The following is a 15,533-nucleotide window of genomic DNA, read 5'->3' as shown; positions in this document are numbered from 1 at the left end:
CTACTCGACCGTCCGTCTAAAGGCCTTCCGGGAGGGCGGCAGGACCGTCTACGATACGATAGACAACCGCAGGAGGCGGTTGGGGCTGGCGGCGTAGGCCGCTGTCCAAGTAACTGTCCGCACCCCCTCATTGGGGCACTGAAGGGCACAATTGCCCAGGATATCTTCTTCGATACTTGCGCGTAGACCTCTTCGGCCTGTTTGGCATCCATCAAATAATTTCGTGCTTCATGAACTGCTTCGCAACGCATCTCGCTATATTTGCTGAGCTCTTCTGCCTCAGCGATATCTATTTGATCGCCATTCTCTAAAAAGAGATTCACTATTTCGTCAACCGAATACGTCCGGATCGCGTCTGCTCTTCTTTTCGTATAACCGAGTTCTTGCGAAATGAATCTCACCTTCGCCCAAAACTCAGAAGGTTGTCCTTTGAAATAGTCGAATCTACGCATTCTCGGTCTCAATCTGCTCAAAAAGGACTGACAGAGGTGTATCCAAAGCTGCTGATATCTTCTCTATGTTCTCCAAAGATACATTACGTAATCCACGTTCAATATCACTGATATAGGTTCGATGCATTCCGCACAGGTCAGCCAGTTCTTCTTGTGAGTAGCCATGATTAACCCGTGCATCTCGCACCGCATCGCCGAATGCTATTTGGATACTTCTTTCCATGGGTTGATCATGGTACTATGTAGACGATAAGTCTACATGATATAAGTTACGGAGTTTCTAATGGTACCAGCCTTATTGAAGTGGATAGGCAACAAACAAAGGTTCGCAGAATACATCGTTGATTGTTTTCCTGAATCCTTCAGAAACTACCACGAACCTTTTTTGGGGAGCGGTGCTGTATTGGCTGAATTATCTCAACGTAATGCTTGCGGAGCAATGTGGCCTAGGTTTGAACGCGCATACGCCAGTGACGCACTTCCTTTTCTTGTCGATATTTTTCAATACGTCAAAGATGATCCCGATGTTCTCTGCGACTACTATCAAAGCCAGATTGATGATTACTATTCACATCCCGACGAATCATATTCCATGATTCGCGACCGCTTCAACAGTGATAAAAACTGCCTTGATTTTTGTCTGCTCACAAGAACCTGTTATTCAGGGATCGTCAGATTCAGGAAGAAAGATGGATTTATGAGCACCCCGAAAGGTCCGCACAAACCGATTTCCCCCGAATCGTTCAGAGAGCGCGTATATCAGTGGCACAACCTTGTTCAAAATGTTGATTTCGATACCGCTGATTATCGTGAGGCGATGTCACGCGCCAAGAAAGGCGATTTGGTCTATTGCGATCCGCCTTATACGCATTCTCAATCCATTATTTACGGAGCGCAGGATTTTTCCATCGATGGTCTTTGGGATGCTATAGCCGATTGCAAGTCGCGAGGAGTTTATGTCGCTTTGTCGATTAACGGATATAGGAAGTCGAAGTCAAAAAACATCTCACCACAACCACCTGATGGCGTTTTCGCGCGTGAAATAATTGTTAACTGTGGCACCTCAATGATAGATCGTCTTCAACAGAAGAATCATTCTATGCCAAATGACATTGTCCACGATAAATTATTGTTGACCTGGAATTAGGATTTATATTTTCAGATACTTCTTACTTCCATCAGCTGTACCTATGACCACATACTAGTGGCACCGCTGCAGGCTGTGCAGTGCGCCCAAACGCAGCCGCCTGCTTCAATAGTGCCGGCAGCGATGGAACAGATCCTGTCACCGTAGAATGTCTTGCAACAATTGACGCTGATCAAGCTTGGCGCACCACAAACGTCAAGCGAATCACAAACTACCTTGTAGGCGCCAGCGATCACACGCGCAACGCCAGTGGAGGCGCCATCAGCATTCGCCACGCCGTCCGAAAACTCGTGCCTATACGATGGTATGCGTGTCACCCAAGACAGCACGTCTCACATCACTTGCGTCATAGCGTCCGGCGATAACAGCACGCACCGGCGTATCCGCACCCTCCCCACACAGCAACCATGCTTTCGCCGCTCGACACAGCACGGCTCTGTTAACGCCTGCACTAAACCGCAGTAAATCCCACCCGGCGCTAACAAGCTATTTCTGGTATCTCCACGTACCTCCCTTCTTCTTAAAAAAACACTCGCGTATGTTCGAGTTCTCACGATAGATGCAGAGAGCCCCAGTCGCTATGCAGTTGAGAACAGGGTTGATCATCAGCTCGCCTTCGATACACAAATACTGCTCGGCGAGCTCAAACTCCGAACCGATAACAGTCGCGCTACAGTCCTCGCGCGTCTCCATGATCTTGAACAGGTCGACCGAGCCTTGCGTCGATATATTGTTAGGATCGTCCGGCAATCTTCTGGGCAGGTACCGCAAGATGAAGGCAACCTCAAACGAGATGATCGTGCGGGCGACGGGGACGTTCACCTTGTGCGCCAGCCAAATCTGGACGCCGGAGATGGAGGAGAAGCTCTGCCGCTCCGACGCGCAGCGCCAGGCGATGGCCTACGGTCACGGGTTCACGCGGATCATCAGCCCCACGGGGCAGGTCATCGCCAAGATGGAGCACGACGCGGAGGGCGTGCTCGCCGCCGACATCGACCTGGGGCTCATCCCGGTCGCCAAGTACTTCATGGACCCGGCTGGCCACTACTCCACGCCGGGGAACATGCAGCTTTTCGTGGACGCGAGCCGCCAGAAGCCCGTGTTCATCCTCGGCGAGGAAGAGTGCCCGAGGGCCTCTCCTACGAGGACATCCAGTTCGAAGTTCAGTAGAATCTCGCCACCCGGAGGGTGCGGCCCAGGTCGTCTTCGCGCGGCATCGGGCCGCACCCTCCGCAATTCCAACTTCCCTGGGCGCTAGGGCGCACCAGAACCACCTGGACAAGTTCCCCAACGACTACTGCCATATCCCCAGGGAGCTCATGAGGAAGTACTTTCAGAAGGTGGAATAGCTTTCTCCACTTGTTCCAAACGCTGCTATAGCTCGGCGAATCTTTCCATACGCTCGGTCTCCGCCTCAGACAGGCGGCGCAGCATGGCGGCCAGGCCGTCGTAGTCGCTGCGCGCCAGCAAGTCCATGTAGGCGGCGCGCTCTTCCACGGGGATCACTACCGGAGCGAGACCGGCTCGCATGAGCCCGCGGTTTACGAGGATGCGACCTGTCCGACCGTTGCCATCTTCGAAGGGATGAATTCTCTCGAAGCGGACATGGAAGCGAGCCTCGCGCAGGAAGGGGTCCCCTCCCTCGTCGTGGTTGTACTCGTACACGAGCTGCATCATGAGCTGGTTCACTTGATTGGCGGCCGGCGGCAGGTGCTCCGCCCCGCGGATGATCACCTGGCCGTGACGATAGTCGTCGATGCCGCTTATGTTGCGGTTGATATCCCGCGCTATAGCCTTGACAAGCCGCTCCGAAAGAGGGTCGTCCATGTTTTCCGATGCCGTGGCCAGGGCGTACTTGTGGTTGATCGCCTCGTACAGCTCGCGAGCCGTGGCCGTCACCTTCATGGTGTTGTCGTTCCAGAGGATGGCATAGGTCTCGGCAAAGGACAGCGTGCTGCCCTCGATGGCGTTCGAGTGGTATGTGCTGCGTGTCACGTAGTCTTCGAAATAAGCCTGGTGATCGCGCGTGAATTGCAGGGCATCCACGGGGCGCTCCTCATAATGAAGCGGGTGCCCTCGTTACGGAGAGCACCCGCTAGGGTGATCAAGCGTCAAAGGAAAGAGGAGAACCCCTACTCCCACTCAATCGTAGTTTTTGCCGTCAGGCGTACAATACGTATCAAATCATGTTATGTCGTCCAACCTGCATCATGACGTCCACCTAGTTAAGCAAATCAACAGTATCGTTTTGTACTCACCTTAAATCCCGTTTTACACACCTCGGAAAGGGAATAAATACGGCGTTACAATAAAGCACCTGTGAACAGGTGTTTTCTCCTATTTCGAAAATGCTGAGTACAAAAATGCCGAGATCCCGATCGTTTACTCCGCAAATTTATTACCAGGAATAACTCAGGAATAAATTCAGCATAGGGGTGTAAAGGCCTGAACAGGCAGAACGTGAAACGCTGAGTACAAAGTGAGTTCCAAGTGAGTACAGGGTCTTTATGAGCCGGTTCGCAGAGCAAAATCGCCCCAAACCGCTTAGCAGCATGCATCGACTGCCCATTTGCCGCCCAGATCCAGCATGCGGCGAAGGGAGGTCGCCAACTTACCTCTGCTCAACCGATAAAGGCACGACCTCGTTGATGGGGACATGCTTGTGAAGCGTGCCGTCATCGGCTCTCACATCGCAACTGGGGCAGACACCGAAACAAACGCCGCCGCCCCTAGGATCGACGACGAAAACGGTGCCGGAGACGAGGTTTCCGTCGAATTCGAATCGAACCCTGTTGCCCGCTTCTGGCAGGACCCTGGGTGACTCCATGGTAATTCTCCAATCTCAAGCACTCGTTTGCGAAGACGCGCGCTCCGGGTGGAGCTGCGGCGGTAATGCCACGAGAGGCTCGGTTCCCCCGTGAGCTAGCTCTTGGGAAACTCCAGTCCCTTCAGCGTCTTCAGGAACACTTTGCTGAGCCTTCGCCTGCTCTCAAAGAAGATGAGCTCGGACTTGCTCATGCCCGCGCCATTTTCAGATTTCTCCCGCATAAGCTCCAGCGTGCAGACCATGTCCGCCGTCTGGCTCAGCCTGTATTCGGAGGGAGCTATCTTGCGGACATCCACATTCGTCAGATACGCGCAAAGCACGGTGTTGATGAGGTCCGTGACAAGAGCCTGACCGTTGTCGTAGTACACGATGACCGACTCGAATCCCTGGAAGAAAGCAAGGTTGTCCCTCAGGAAAGAGCCCAGCTCGTTTGCGAGCCGCCCCCTCAGCGCGAACCGGTCGGCGCATTCCCTCTTCCTGACGGAAAACGTCTTGTAGCTGATAGGGCTAAGCCTCATGAACGAGAACATCTTGAAGAAGACTTTGCGGCGCTTTTCGAGATCGACGTCCTTCCATTCATCCTCTTTGCGGACTATGGGACCGGAGTGGACTGCTTCTTCAGGATGCACATCCAGAAGATCGAGCTCGTAGCAAAGCTTTTGTTCCTGCTGTTCGATGCTCGATGCTTGGTCATGGAGTATCATCGTGATCAGATAGAACTCGGAGTTCGACCCTACGTCTCCAGATTCGTCGATGAATATCCCAAGGTCAGACAAGGTATTGCTCCTAGATATAGAAATGGCGGGGAATATCCCCGCCGCAGGGTGGACCAAGATCTATTCGACCAGTCCGTTGCTGAACATTATAAGGCCTGCGAGCTCCTGCGACAACAGGCAATTCCGCCCTACACGAAATCGTGACCTCTCGTGGCTATACGCAGGCGTAGACCATGTCCCAGGTGATGATCTTTCGAATCGCCCCGCATGCTCGGCGATAATCTCCGGCACCAACAGCAGCCTCATATGCAATCTTCACGGTAAGCTCGTCTATACCGACAGCCTCGGCGATCCAGAGGAGCGAGGCAGCGTTCATCAGGCTGTTGCAGCATCGTCTCGCGCTGGAGTTCGGAGTCTGCCTGCTGTACGAACCGCTTCCCTTGGTCTCGTTCGCGCGAAACCATTCGACCATGTGCTCGCGCTCGGTCCTTCCCGTCTTGGTGGACGAGTCGTGAACCTCGCTTATGTACCTGTCTGAATATGGGTAGTGATCCTCTTTGGTTCTGAGAATGTCCGAGAATCTCCTGCATCTGATGTCGGCCAAGCTGTTTCCCTCGTTTATGGTTCCTTCACATGTAATTATAACGGCAGGCACGGAGAGCCACTTTTGCACACCCTATGGCCTATCGCCTCTTTCCGAAGATCGCATCTATGATGCCGTAGACGATCGAAGACCCGAGCCATAGAGGAACAATCAGTATCGAGGCGATGAACAGACCGTAGAGTAGCGGGTGCAAGACAGCTCCTCCAACCAATCCGGCTATTGCCAACCCGATGACAAGTATCGCTATTATCCAGCCCATCAAAAGACCCTCCTGAACCACTGTGACAAATTGTCACAGTGGCCCTGAGCAGGCGACACTTCGAGAAAACTAGAACAGGCAGGCATCTATGGCCTCCTTACCGCGAAGCTAGTGAAGCCAAATAGTGCCTCTGACCTGGTAATACTCACTCCCACTCGATAGTTTTAGGGGCGGATAATTGTTCGAGCAGAGTCATTTCGTATCACCTCATCATAGGATGTCCGACTAGTGTCGAGCATTCCTAGTACCAATTTGAACTCACTTATTTCGCAATCTCTAGTCTTAGCATGAGGGAGTAAATAAGAAAACTAGAAAACACTTTGTCTGACCAGCCGAAACTCTCTGCACATGTTTATGTTGAGTTCAACTACCCATTATACAGGACTCACATTTATACCCAGGAATAACGCAGGAATAAAAACAGACTATGGGTGTAAAGTCCTGAACTGCGCAAACGAAAAACCATGAGTTCAAAGTGAGTTCACGATGAGTTCAGTGTCTCCGAAGGCCAAATCACTGTAAAACATCACATCCAAGCCATTAGCCGCCATGCGAGAGCCATTGTTCTGCGGAGACTAGACTGACTTAGGTCAAGGCAGAGATAGCAGAGCATAAGAAAGGCCGAGGGATGCCCTCGGCCATTCAGCAGAAGAAAAGCCTCCAGCAGCTTCCATGAACTAGACTAGTCGCGAATTAGAGTGCCTATTCCGTTCGAAAACGCTGTAGGCACTCAACGCCCTTGTTGATTGCGTTCTCGCTGATCGAGTAGTGCATCCAGCGCCCTTGCTTCCTAGCGCTGATCAGACCGGCATCCTTCAATATCTTCATGTGATGAGACAAGGTGGGCTGGGTGATGTCGAGCTCGTCGAGAATACGACAGGCGCAGAGATCCTCTCCTTGGGATACAAGTTTTAGGATACGCAAGCGATTCTCGTCTCCGAGAGCCTTGAATAGCAGCGCTGTCTTCTCTGTCTCCATGATTCCAAACCTTAGAAATTGATGCTTATCTATATATTCAATCAGGATGTTACGGCTGTCAAGCGCAGAACGCACCCCGTCAGATAGCGGCTTCCGCCTACAGGAGCTCCTCGATCTCCGATTGCGCGAGCACCTTGCCCTGCGAGACGACCTTGCCGTTCACGAGAAGCGCAGGCGTAGCCATGATGCCCGCCTCGGCTATCGCTACCGGGTCGGTGACGTACTCCACGCTCACCGCGCCGCCCGCCTTCGATGCGGCGGCCTGCGCGTTATCGTTGAGCTGGTGGCAGCGCTTGCATCCCGGCCCCAGCACGGTCAGCACGACTGCATCCGCCCCAGATGAATCGCACTCGCATGCCGCAGGTGCCTCCTCGCCCTCGGGTACCTCCACGATCTCCATGTCGCAGCAGCAGCTATCTTTCTTGTCCTCTTTGCCGAACACCTTTCCGAACAGTCCCATCTTCCTATCCTTTCTCTAATGGGCCTTCATTGCTATATGCTTCTCATGCCGCTAGGGCATGACGAGTGTGAACGCGAAGCCTGTGCCTATGGCCACCAGCAGGATGCACAGCACGAACGTCACCACCATGGGCTTCTTGAATATGCTGTTCAAAAGCGACACCTCGGGGATGGAACAGCCCGCGCCGCCCAGGATGAGCGCGATGACGACGCCCGCTGACACGCCCTTCTCCATGAGGATCCCCGCGATGGGGATCATCGTCTCCACGCGGATGTACATGGGGATGCCGATCACGGCGGCAAGCGGGATGGCCCAGAGGTTGTCCGCCCCGGCAAGCCCTTCCAGAAGCTCGGTGGGAACAAATCCGTAGATGAAGGCTCCGATGCCCGCGCCGAGGAGCAGCCACCCGACGACCCCCTTGAACAGCCCTATGGCGTCCTTGAAGGCGTACTTGCATGCCTGAGCCTGCTTCTGCCAGAACGTCCCCTTCAGGTTCTCCCAGGTGACCTCGTCGCCTCCACAGCACCCGCCCTTGACGACGACGTTCTTGATGTAGCGGGAGAACCCGAGAGCGTCGAGCAGAAGCCCCACGCACACCGCGAACGTGAAGGTGATGACGGTGTAAACCAGCGTGGGAACGGGCCCGAAGAACACGAGCAAAAGCGCGATGATGGCCGGGTTGAGGATGGGCGATGTCATCAAAAACGATATGGCTCCCGAGAACGGAGCGCCGCTCTTGAAGAGCCCCACCAGCACGGGGATGGTGGAGCATGAGCAGAACGGCGTCACCGCCCCGAGCGCCGCGCCGAGCACGGCGTTGGTGACCTTGTGGGGACGAGAGAGGATGCGCTTGATGCGGTCCTTCGACACCCACACTTGCAACAGGGCCACGAAGAAGCTTATGGCGATGAAGAGCAGGAAGAGCTCCCCGAACAGGTAGGCGAACGTGCCCAGAACGTTGAGCAGGTTCTCCACGGTGAATAAGTTGTCGAACATCTATGCCTCCTTGGGTTCGCATGCCGATGGGAAGGGGTATGGCCCAAAGCCCATCGGCCGCAATCAATCGAATCAGCTATACGGTCGTCAATTGAAACCCGGGAGGCCTACACCGACCTGCATCTATGTCTTCTCTTGCACCTGCACATAAGAGCTCCTAAACGAACAATGGCTGCAGCCAGTTGAACACGTACCCGCTTATGATCATGCCGATAAGGCAGATGCCGACGAACGTGGCGAGCAGCTTCGGCTTCACCACGCGCGAGAGCATGGTGAGCGAGGGGATCGAGAGCACGGTGACGCTCATCATGAACGCGAGGATGGTGCCGAGTCCCACGCCCTTGCCGAAGAGCGCCTCGGCGATCGGGATGGTGCTGAAGATGTCGGCGTAGATGGGAGCGCCGATGAGCGTCGCGAGCACGACGGCAAACGGGTTGCCGTCGCCCAAGACCGCCTCGACGATGTCCTGCGGGATCCAGTTGTGGATGAGCGCGCCGATGGCGACGCCCAGGAGGATGAAGGGGAACACCTTCTTGAAAGTCTCCGCCGTCTGCCCGAGTGCGTAGGTCGCGCGCTCCTGCTTCGTCATCGTCTCGGCTTGCACGGCGTCCACCGCCTCGCCGCGCACGAAGTCGGCCACCTGGTCATCCATGTGGAGGTGCTGAATGACGGTACCCCCCGCCACTGCGATCACGAGTCCCACCACCGTGTAGATGAGGGCCACGTGCGGGCCGAAGATGCTCATGATGAGGATGATGGAGGCGATGTCCACCATGGGAGACGAGATGAGGAAGGAGAACGTCACCCCGAGCGGGAGCCCCGCGCGCGTGAACGCGATGAACAGCGGGATAGAAGAGCAGGCGCAGAACGGCGTCACCGTGCCAAGCAAAGCACCTACGATGTTGCCGCCGATGCCCTTGAACCGCCCCAGGATGCGCTTGCTGCGCTCGGGCGGGAAGTAGCTCTGAATGTAGCTGATGATGAAGATCATCACGCAGAGCAGAATGACTATCTTGACGGTGTCGTAGATGAGGAAATGTATCGTGCCTCCCCATTGGGAGTTGACGTCCAAACCGAATGCGCCCACGAGCATGGTCACAAGATCCGAAAGCCACTGCATCTTGAGCACCTGATCCATAAGGTACGAGCCGACCACTTCCATTATAAATCCTTTACATCGATAACCGTCTATGTAATACGCTTAGTATATTCATACATTGAAATGTGTCAATGTATAGTCTATGAATCGCTGGATTCTTAAAACAATTCAAAGTTATAAAGCTAAGGAATCTGAAATCTAAGCGCATATTTGAAACATTGTCTCTAGGCACAGCACTCCAGAAGCCGCCAATATACAGTATTGGAACCGGGAAAAGAAAGACCCGTCAAGGCTTTGACGGGTCATTTTCAATCAAATCGAAAGTGAGAGGATAATCGAGTGGCTTGCAAAATCCTTGTGGAGAATTACACAGTTTTACAAAGAATTAGAAAGTAATGGTGAAGCAAAATAGCGCCTCTGAACTGGTAAAACTCACTCCCACTCGATTGTATCGAGTGGGCTTTCTTGTTTTATGGGCATTGCGATTTCCGTCTCGTGCTTCATCGTCCAATCCTTGCTCACTGATTTCAGTATCGTTTTGAACTCACTTCAAAGAAGGCGAAAAGGGCTTAAAGCCTGGAATAACTCTAAGAAGCAAATCCTGGTTCTCTGAACTGGGATTTATTATATCTGAGCATGTTTTGAGTTCAGGATTTCAGGCTCGTCATCTCGAACCTCCGAAAATTTACGCGACGGGAATAGTCCAGGAATAAAAACAGGCCTTGTGAGTAAATTCCTGACCAGCAGAAACGCGAAACCCTGAGTTCAAAGTGAGTTCAGATTGAGTTCACGTATTATCTGAGGTGTCTCCGCAGCGTCATCACGGGCAAGCCACCCGCGACAACCCTTTGGCGATAGTCGCTAGGCGGTATGGCGAAGCACATCTCCCGGCTTGCAGCCCAATCCGTCGCATATGGCAGCCAGGGTCGAGAAGCGCACTGCCGACACTGGGCCTTCACCGATCTTGTTAGCGCTCTCCTCGCCAATCCCAGGTAGTGCCGCGAACTCCTCCAGGCTCATGTTCTTCTCTTGCAAGACATCTAGTATGTTCAGCTTTACGATACCCATGGCGAATTCCTCTCCCGTTCGATATGCGCTCCCATTATGACAGTGCGCGGTTTGTATCAGGGAAGAGTCCTTTTACGCACAATGCGAGAAAGGCTGGAGAGAACCGCTCGGCACGCACGCGCTACGCGAGCGCGTAGATCATGTCCCACGCGATGATCTTGCGGATTGCCCCGCACGCGCGGCGGTAGTCATCGGCGGCCACGGCCGCCTCGTAGGCTCGTCGAACAGTGGGCTCGTCGATCCCTACGGCTTCGGCGATCCATAGCAGAGACGCCGCATTCATCAAGCCGTTGTAGCATCGCCGGGCGCTCTGGTTGGGAACCTGCCTGGAATAAGCGCCGGAGCCTTTGGTCTCATTGGCACGGAACCATTCGACCATATGCTCGCGTTCGGTCCTACCGGTCTTATCCTTCGAGTCATGCACCTCAGCTATGTATTTGTCCGAATAAGGATAGTGGTCGGATTTAGAAGCAAGGATATCCGAGAGCTTCCTGCACCTGATATCTGGCAATTGACCCTTCGCCAACCTCTCCCAGCGCGTCCCTCTCTCGCGCTTGTCTTTGGACATTTTCTCACAAGGCTCTAAAACCCCTTCCTACTCTTACGGAAGCGTCAGGCTCAAGTGGAATTTCGACCCAGCGAAAAGTTACGTGGACAAATTGTCCACGTAGGTCTGAACTGGTGTTTCTTAGCATTTCTGACAAGTATCCGCATCGAGCTCGGCGATTCACGCTTCGCCGCAATCGCGATAACTGGGCCGATGACAAACAAAAAGTCGCCCCGGCGATGACCAGGGCGACTTTAAAACTCTGCCGATGAGAATTCTTACCAGATCGGCTTCTTCCCGTTCGGCAGCGTCTCCTTCTTGGGGAGCTTGTAGCAGTAATAGAGGTTGATTACCGCCAGAGCCGATGCCACGATGCCGCAGAAATAGTACGCGGGCGTGTTCAGGTACGGCGTCAGCTGGATATACCAGGAGAGGCCGGGCACCCACATGAGCGTGATCTGGATGGTGATGATCCACTGAAGGCCCATGGAGTTGCGGAAGCGGTTGCCGTTCTTGATGCCCTGCTCGCGCCAGAATCGCCAGGTCCAATAGGCGAACACATAGTTCGTGAAGGGCCAGATGATGAAGACCGCCCAGTTGCTGAAGCCTCCGAGAAGGGTCTCGGCCCAGAGGTTGACGCTCGCGCCGACGATGACCATGCCGATGGCGACGACCCATCCCTGCTTTAGCGTGACCTCGCCCTTTACCAGGCTCCCGAACTCCTCCTGGCGATGGTTCTTGACCGACTTGTAGATGCACACCGCCTCCATGCACACCCAGATGGGAAGGCCGATGCCGAACAGCACGAACACCCAGAAGAAGTCGTGCTCGATAGCGCACTGCCAGGACATGATGGAGCCGGTGAAGTCGATGGAGATCATCCAGCAGTGAAGCCAGATCGGATAGGGATCGACCTTCTCGCGCACCATGATCCTTAAGGCTTGCACATAGAGCAGGTATCCGAAGGTCATGCACAGCAGCATCGCTATGAGGGCCTCGGGGTGGACGGGGATGAGCGTGCCCGGCTGGAAGGCCATGACCTCCATCACCTGTCCGGGGACATCCTTGAGGAAGTCCATATAGTTTTCTGTGAACATGCGAAACCTCCTTTCGCGACGCATATTCAGTTTCGATGCCCATATGGTCGCCGAATGGGGCGCTTGCGGGAAGTTCCGCCCGGACCATGGCGCGAGAGAATGTTAACTAGTACAATCGGACTATATAAATCTGATAAGGAGCATGATGGAGCAGAGTAATCCTGAGAGCGCAGACCAGATCATCGACTTCCTCTCATCGCGCATGGGTGAGCTAGTCGACGGGCTCGTCGCAAGCTATATCGTCCGCTACCCGCAATCACGCGCTTCCTCCCTCTCGCGGGAATCGCTTGACCGCTGGACCCGAGAAGAGATCGACGAGCTTTTCAGGGCGTTGCGTCACGAGCCCATAGAGCCGCGCGGCAACCTGCTGTTCACAGGAGATCTGACCAAGGGCGAGAGCGACATCTTCATCCCGCTGGCCAACTACATGGAAACCAAGATGATCGTCGGGAAATGGGTAACCGGCTTCCTTTGGGAGAACTGCGATGCCCCGCGACGCCTCATCCAGGAATACTGCCGCATCGTCGAGGACGCCACATTGACACTAATGAAGGCGAACCTGGATGAGTTCCGGGACAGAACCCTGGTGGAGGGTGCCTTAATGAGGTACTGGGGCGAGTCCCGTTATATGGGGTCCAAAGAAGCTCCGAAAAACCCTCAGAGTGCGGAAACGCTAACGCCCCAGGAGCACAAAGTGCTTCTCCTCGCCGTAAAAGGCCGCACGAACGGAGAGATAGCCTCCGAGTTGGGCATAGCGCAGAATACCGTGAAGAACCACCTGGCGCATATCTATGCGAAGATGGGCGTGGGGAACAGAACGGAGCTCGCTAGCGAGTACTTGCGAAGGATTCACGGCAATATCGCAGACTAATTGCAATCATCGGTCTCATAGAAGAAGCCGGGCTTACGTTCTCGACGTTCCCGTCACTGCACTGGAGGACTACGAGATCGACTCCGCCAGGGACGCGCTAGAGGCGCTCTTCAGGATGGAGGATTCGTTCGGCATCGCTCCCGGACCCGTCGGCACCATCACCATCGATCATAAGACCAAGGGTGCGAAGAAGCTCACGCAGGCCCTCAAGGCATGGAGCCGCGCCCTGGCCGATGTGGAGTCCGGCAAGATGACCGAAGCGGAATACGAGCTCTGGAAGGCTTCATTCCGAGCTTAGAAGATGCTTTTTTGATTTACTCACCGCAGCTTGAGTTTTGCTCCGTATTCATGAGGCATCCGATACTGTGGGTGCCTCTGCATTTCAGGCAGTATCGGCGGAATTTTTACTCCATTGTCTGAACTGGGAACTCTTCCATCGTGTGCCCTCCCAAAAGCGGGTGAGTTCAAAACGATACTATCGCGCATTCTCAGCGCCGTATAGCTCGAAAGTGAAATAGTTGCGAGCGGCTTGCAAGCACCGCACCCGGTTGATAGCGATTACTGGACGTGAACATGAATGAAGGAAGCGCACGGACTTTGGATGAAAACACAGCATTTCTTAGCCTCTAGCTGGGAAAAAAGACCGTCGAGCAATCTCGACGGTCTTGGCAAAGTGAGAGGATTCACTGGTGGCTGTCAGATTTTGGTTGAGTCCATCAAATTTGACAGCCTCCGTGAACTGGAGTAAATTACGCTCATGCCCCAAAAAGCGAACAAATGCTCACTCCCACTCGATCGTTGCGGGCGGTTTGCTGGTGATATCATACACCACTCGGTTCACGCCGGGGACTTCGGCTACGATGCGGCCGGAGATGCGGGCTAGGACGTCATAGGGCAGGCGGGCCCAGTCGGCGGTCATGGCATCCGAGCTTTCTACGGCGCGCAGGATCATCGGGCGGGCGTAGGTGCGCTCGTCGCCCATGACGCCCACGCTCTTGATGTCCGGCAGCACGGCGAAATACTGCCACACGGCGTGCTCGCTGTTGCGCTCGCCGGTCTCGGCGAACAGACGCTCGTTGTAGGCATCCAGCTCTTCGCGCACGATGGCGTCGGCGTTTTTCAGGATGCTCAGCTTCTCGGCGTCCACGTCGCCGATGATGCGGATGGCCAGGCCCGGCCCCGGGAAGGGCTGGCGGTGCACGATGTAGTCGGGCAGGCCCAGCGCCGTGCCCAGCGCGCGCACCTCGTCCTTGAAGAAGTGGTCCAGAGGCTCAATCAGGTCGAAATGCACGCCCTCGGGGAACGGGATCAGGTTGTGGTGGCTCTTAATGGTGCTCGCCTTCCCACCGGTCTTGCGCGCGCCGCTCTCGATGATGTCGGGGTAGATGGTGCCCTGGGCCAGGTACTTCACCGGGCGCCCGTCCTGAGCCAGATCCTCCGCCACCGCGAAGAACTCCTTCCAGAACTGCGTACCGATGATGCGGCGCTTCTGTTCCGGATCGGTCACACCGCGCAGAAGCTCCAGGTAGCGCTCCTCGGCGTGCACGTGGATGAAGTCCACGTCGAACTGCTTCGTGAACACCTCTTCCACTTCCTCGGGCTCGCCCTTGCGCAGAAAGCCGTGGTTCACGAACACGCAGGTCAACTGTTTGCCAATGGCGCGGGCGCACAGCGCCGCCACCACGGACGAGTCCACGCCGCCCGAAAGGCCTAAAATGACGCGGTCGTCCCCCACCTCGGCGCGGATGGCCTCCACGGAGTCCTCGATGATGGAGTCCATGGTCCAATCCGGCTCAAGCTCGCACACGCCGAACAGGAAGTTGCGCAGCATGGTCTGGCCGAACTCGGTGTGGCGCACCTCGGGGTGGAACTGCGTGGCGAACAGGCGCCGCTCGGGGTATTCCATGGACGCCACCGGGCACACCTCGGTGCGCGACGTGATGGAGAAGCCCTCGGGCACGCGGCTCACAGCATCGCGGTGGCTCATCCACACGGTCTGTTCGCCGGGGGTGCCGTCGAACAGCGCCGACTCGCCCGCCCGCGTGATGACCGCTGGGCCGTACTCGCCCTTCTCGGTGTGGCCCACTTCCCCGCCGAGCGCCACGGCCATGGCCTGCTGCCCGTAGCAGAAGCCGAGCACGGGAATACCCAGGGCGAGAATCTCCGGGTCGATGGAAGGGGCGTCCTCCGCGTACACCGACGCCGGGCCGCCGGACAGGATGATGGCCGCCGGCGCGATGGCGCGCACCTCCTCGGCCGTGATGTCGCAGGGCACGATTTCGGAATACACGTGCAAATCGCGCACGCGACGGGCGATGAGCTGCCCGTACTGGGCGCCGAAATCGACGACGATGACTTTCTGTTCCGGGGTAGCGGACTCGGCCACAATGCCTCCTTGGGTCGCGAAATGTT

Annotated in this window: 17 protein-coding genes; 4 read left to right on the top strand and 13 right to left on the bottom strand. The window is 55.3% G+C overall.

Annotation, left to right across the window (positions count from 1 at the left end; all coding sequences use genetic code 11):
• The coding region (locus tag GO707_RS12870) for a DUF7690 domain-containing protein (RefSeq protein WP_418655107.1) at window positions 1–452 on the bottom strand (452 nt) is incomplete at its 3' end.
• Complete coding sequence (locus tag GO707_RS05600) at window positions 445–675, bottom strand: helix-turn-helix domain-containing protein (protein WP_157012443.1); 231 nt, start codon at window positions 673–675, stop codon at window positions 445–447. The genes GO707_RS05600 and GO707_RS12870, both read right to left, overlap by 8 nt.
• Window positions 676–735: 60 nt before the next feature.
• Here GO707_RS05600 and GO707_RS05595 point away from each other — a divergent pair, with 60 nt between their 5' ends.
• Window positions 736–1,599 (top strand): DNA adenine methylase, encoded by an 864-nt coding sequence (locus GO707_RS05595; protein WP_157012442.1) that lies wholly within the window; start codon window positions 736–738, stop codon window positions 1,597–1,599.
• 772 nt (window positions 1,600–2,371) lie between these two features.
• On the top strand, window positions 2,372–2,857 hold the full coding sequence (locus GO707_RS05590; RefSeq protein ID WP_198161021.1) for a nitrilase-related carbon-nitrogen hydrolase: 486 nt from the start codon (window positions 2,372–2,374) through the stop codon (window positions 2,855–2,857).
• A gap of 116 nt (window positions 2,858–2,973) precedes the next feature.
• On the opposite strand, the gene GO707_RS05585 is transcribed toward GO707_RS05590, so the two are convergent.
• The 10 genes from GO707_RS05585 to GO707_RS05540 all read right to left on the bottom strand — a co-directional run bounded on the left by GO707_RS05585 (window position 2,974) and on the right by GO707_RS05540 (window position 12,250).
• Complete coding sequence (locus tag GO707_RS05585) at window positions 2,974–3,645, bottom strand: Fic family protein (RefSeq protein WP_302147881.1); 672 nt, start codon at window positions 3,643–3,645, stop codon at window positions 2,974–2,976.
• A gap of 876 nt (window positions 3,646–4,521) precedes the next feature.
• Entirely contained in the window at window positions 4,522–5,202 is a 681-nt protein-coding gene (locus GO707_RS05580) for a DUF3800 domain-containing protein (protein ID WP_157012440.1), read from the bottom strand.
• A gap of 154 nt (window positions 5,203–5,356) precedes the next feature.
• Complete coding sequence (locus GO707_RS05575; RefSeq protein WP_157012439.1) at window positions 5,357–5,746, bottom strand: hypothetical protein; 390 nt, start codon at window positions 5,744–5,746, stop codon at window positions 5,357–5,359.
• A gap of 961 nt (window positions 5,747–6,707) precedes the next feature.
• Window positions 6,708–6,983 (bottom strand): ArsR/SmtB family transcription factor, encoded by a 276-nt coding sequence (locus GO707_RS05570; protein ID WP_114539525.1) that lies wholly within the window; start codon window positions 6,981–6,983, stop codon window positions 6,708–6,710.
• A 97-nt stretch (window positions 6,984–7,080) separates the two neighbouring features.
• On the bottom strand, window positions 7,081–7,443 hold the full coding sequence (locus GO707_RS05565; RefSeq protein ID WP_197745987.1) for a thioredoxin family protein: 363 nt from the start codon (window positions 7,441–7,443) through the stop codon (window positions 7,081–7,083).
• A gap of 51 nt (window positions 7,444–7,494) precedes the next feature.
• The gene (locus tag GO707_RS05560) at window positions 7,495–8,439 is read right to left on the bottom strand and encodes a permease (protein WP_157012438.1); all 945 of its coding nucleotides are present in this window, start codon (window positions 8,437–8,439) and stop codon (window positions 7,495–7,497) included.
• Between the two features lie 157 nt (window positions 8,440–8,596).
• Window positions 8,597–9,601 (bottom strand): permease, encoded by a 1,005-nt coding sequence (locus tag GO707_RS05555; RefSeq protein WP_157012437.1) that lies wholly within the window; start codon window positions 9,599–9,601, stop codon window positions 8,597–8,599.
• A gap of 798 nt (window positions 9,602–10,399) precedes the next feature.
• Complete coding sequence (locus GO707_RS05550; protein ID WP_114539417.1) at window positions 10,400–10,606, bottom strand: helix-turn-helix domain-containing protein; 207 nt, start codon at window positions 10,604–10,606, stop codon at window positions 10,400–10,402.
• Window positions 10,607–10,727: 121 nt separating this feature from the next.
• Window positions 10,728–10,985, bottom strand: a complete 258-nt coding sequence (locus tag GO707_RS05545; protein ID WP_147272688.1) for a hypothetical protein — start codon at window positions 10,983–10,985, stop codon at window positions 10,728–10,730.
• A 446-nt stretch (window positions 10,986–11,431) separates the two neighbouring features.
• Window positions 11,432–12,250, bottom strand: coding sequence for a hypothetical protein (locus tag GO707_RS05540; protein WP_114539419.1), 819 nt, complete (start codon window positions 12,248–12,250; stop codon window positions 11,432–11,434).
• A 145-nt stretch (window positions 12,251–12,395) separates the two neighbouring features.
• On the opposite strand from GO707_RS05540, the gene GO707_RS05535 reads away from it, so the two are divergent.
• Both GO707_RS05535 and GO707_RS05530 read left to right on the top strand, forming a co-directional pair.
• Entirely contained in the window at window positions 12,396–13,121 is a 726-nt protein-coding gene (locus GO707_RS05535) for a helix-turn-helix transcriptional regulator (RefSeq protein ID WP_181869678.1), read from the top strand.
• Window positions 13,122–13,236: 115 nt separating this feature from the next.
• Window positions 13,237–13,419, top strand: coding sequence for a hypothetical protein (locus GO707_RS05530; RefSeq protein ID WP_114539421.1), 183 nt, complete (start codon window positions 13,237–13,239; stop codon window positions 13,417–13,419).
• Window positions 13,420–13,902: 483 nt separating this feature from the next.
• On the opposite strand, the gene guaA is transcribed toward GO707_RS05530, so the two are convergent.
• Complete coding sequence (gene guaA, locus GO707_RS05525) at window positions 13,903–15,507, bottom strand: glutamine-hydrolyzing GMP synthase (RefSeq protein WP_335878761.1); 1,605 nt, start codon at window positions 15,505–15,507, stop codon at window positions 13,903–13,905.
• Between the last annotated feature and the right edge of the window lie 26 nt (window positions 15,508–15,533).

It is taken from the genome of Adlercreutzia rubneri, from assembly GCF_009755265.1.
GTDB lineage: Bacteria > Actinomycetota > Coriobacteriia > Coriobacteriales > Eggerthellaceae > Adlercreutzia > Adlercreutzia rubneri.
This window is presented reverse-complemented; position numbering and strand designations above follow the sequence as displayed.

Coding starts and splice junctions, on each gene's coding strand:
- GO707_RS05600 (WP_157012443.1), bottom strand. CDS start 675: ATGGAAAGAAGTATCCAAATAGCATTCGGCGATGCGGTGCGAGATGCA.
- GO707_RS05595 (WP_157012442.1), top strand. CDS start 736: ATGGTACCAGCCTTATTGAAGTGGATAGGCAACAAACAAAGGTTCGCA.
- GO707_RS05590 (WP_198161021.1), top strand. CDS start 2,372: ATGAAGGCAACCTCAAACGAGATGATCGTGCGGGCGACGGGGACGTTC.
- GO707_RS05570 (WP_114539525.1), bottom strand. CDS start 6,983: ATGGAGACAGAGAAGACAGCGCTGCTATTCAAGGCTCTCGGAGACGAG.
- GO707_RS05565 (WP_197745987.1), bottom strand. CDS start 7,443: ATGGGACTGTTCGGAAAGGTGTTCGGCAAAGAGGACAAGAAAGATAGC.
- GO707_RS05560 (WP_157012438.1), bottom strand. CDS start 8,439: ATGTTCGACAACTTATTCACCGTGGAGAACCTGCTCAACGTTCTGGGC.
- GO707_RS05555 (WP_157012437.1), bottom strand. CDS start 9,601: ATGGAAGTGGTCGGCTCGTACCTTATGGATCAGGTGCTCAAGATGCAG.
- GO707_RS05550 (WP_114539417.1), bottom strand. CDS start 10,606: ATGGGTATCGTAAAGCTGAACATACTAGATGTCTTGCAAGAGAAGAAC.
- GO707_RS05545 (WP_147272688.1), bottom strand. CDS start 10,985: ATGGTCGAATGGTTCCGTGCCAATGAGACCAAAGGCTCCGGCGCTTAT.
- GO707_RS05540 (WP_114539419.1), bottom strand. CDS start 12,250: ATGTTCACAGAAAACTATATGGACTTCCTCAAGGATGTCCCCGGACAG.
- GO707_RS05535 (WP_181869678.1), top strand. CDS start 12,396: ATGGAGCAGAGTAATCCTGAGAGCGCAGACCAGATCATCGACTTCCTC.
- GO707_RS05530 (WP_114539421.1), top strand. CDS start 13,237: ATGGAGGATTCGTTCGGCATCGCTCCCGGACCCGTCGGCACCATCACC.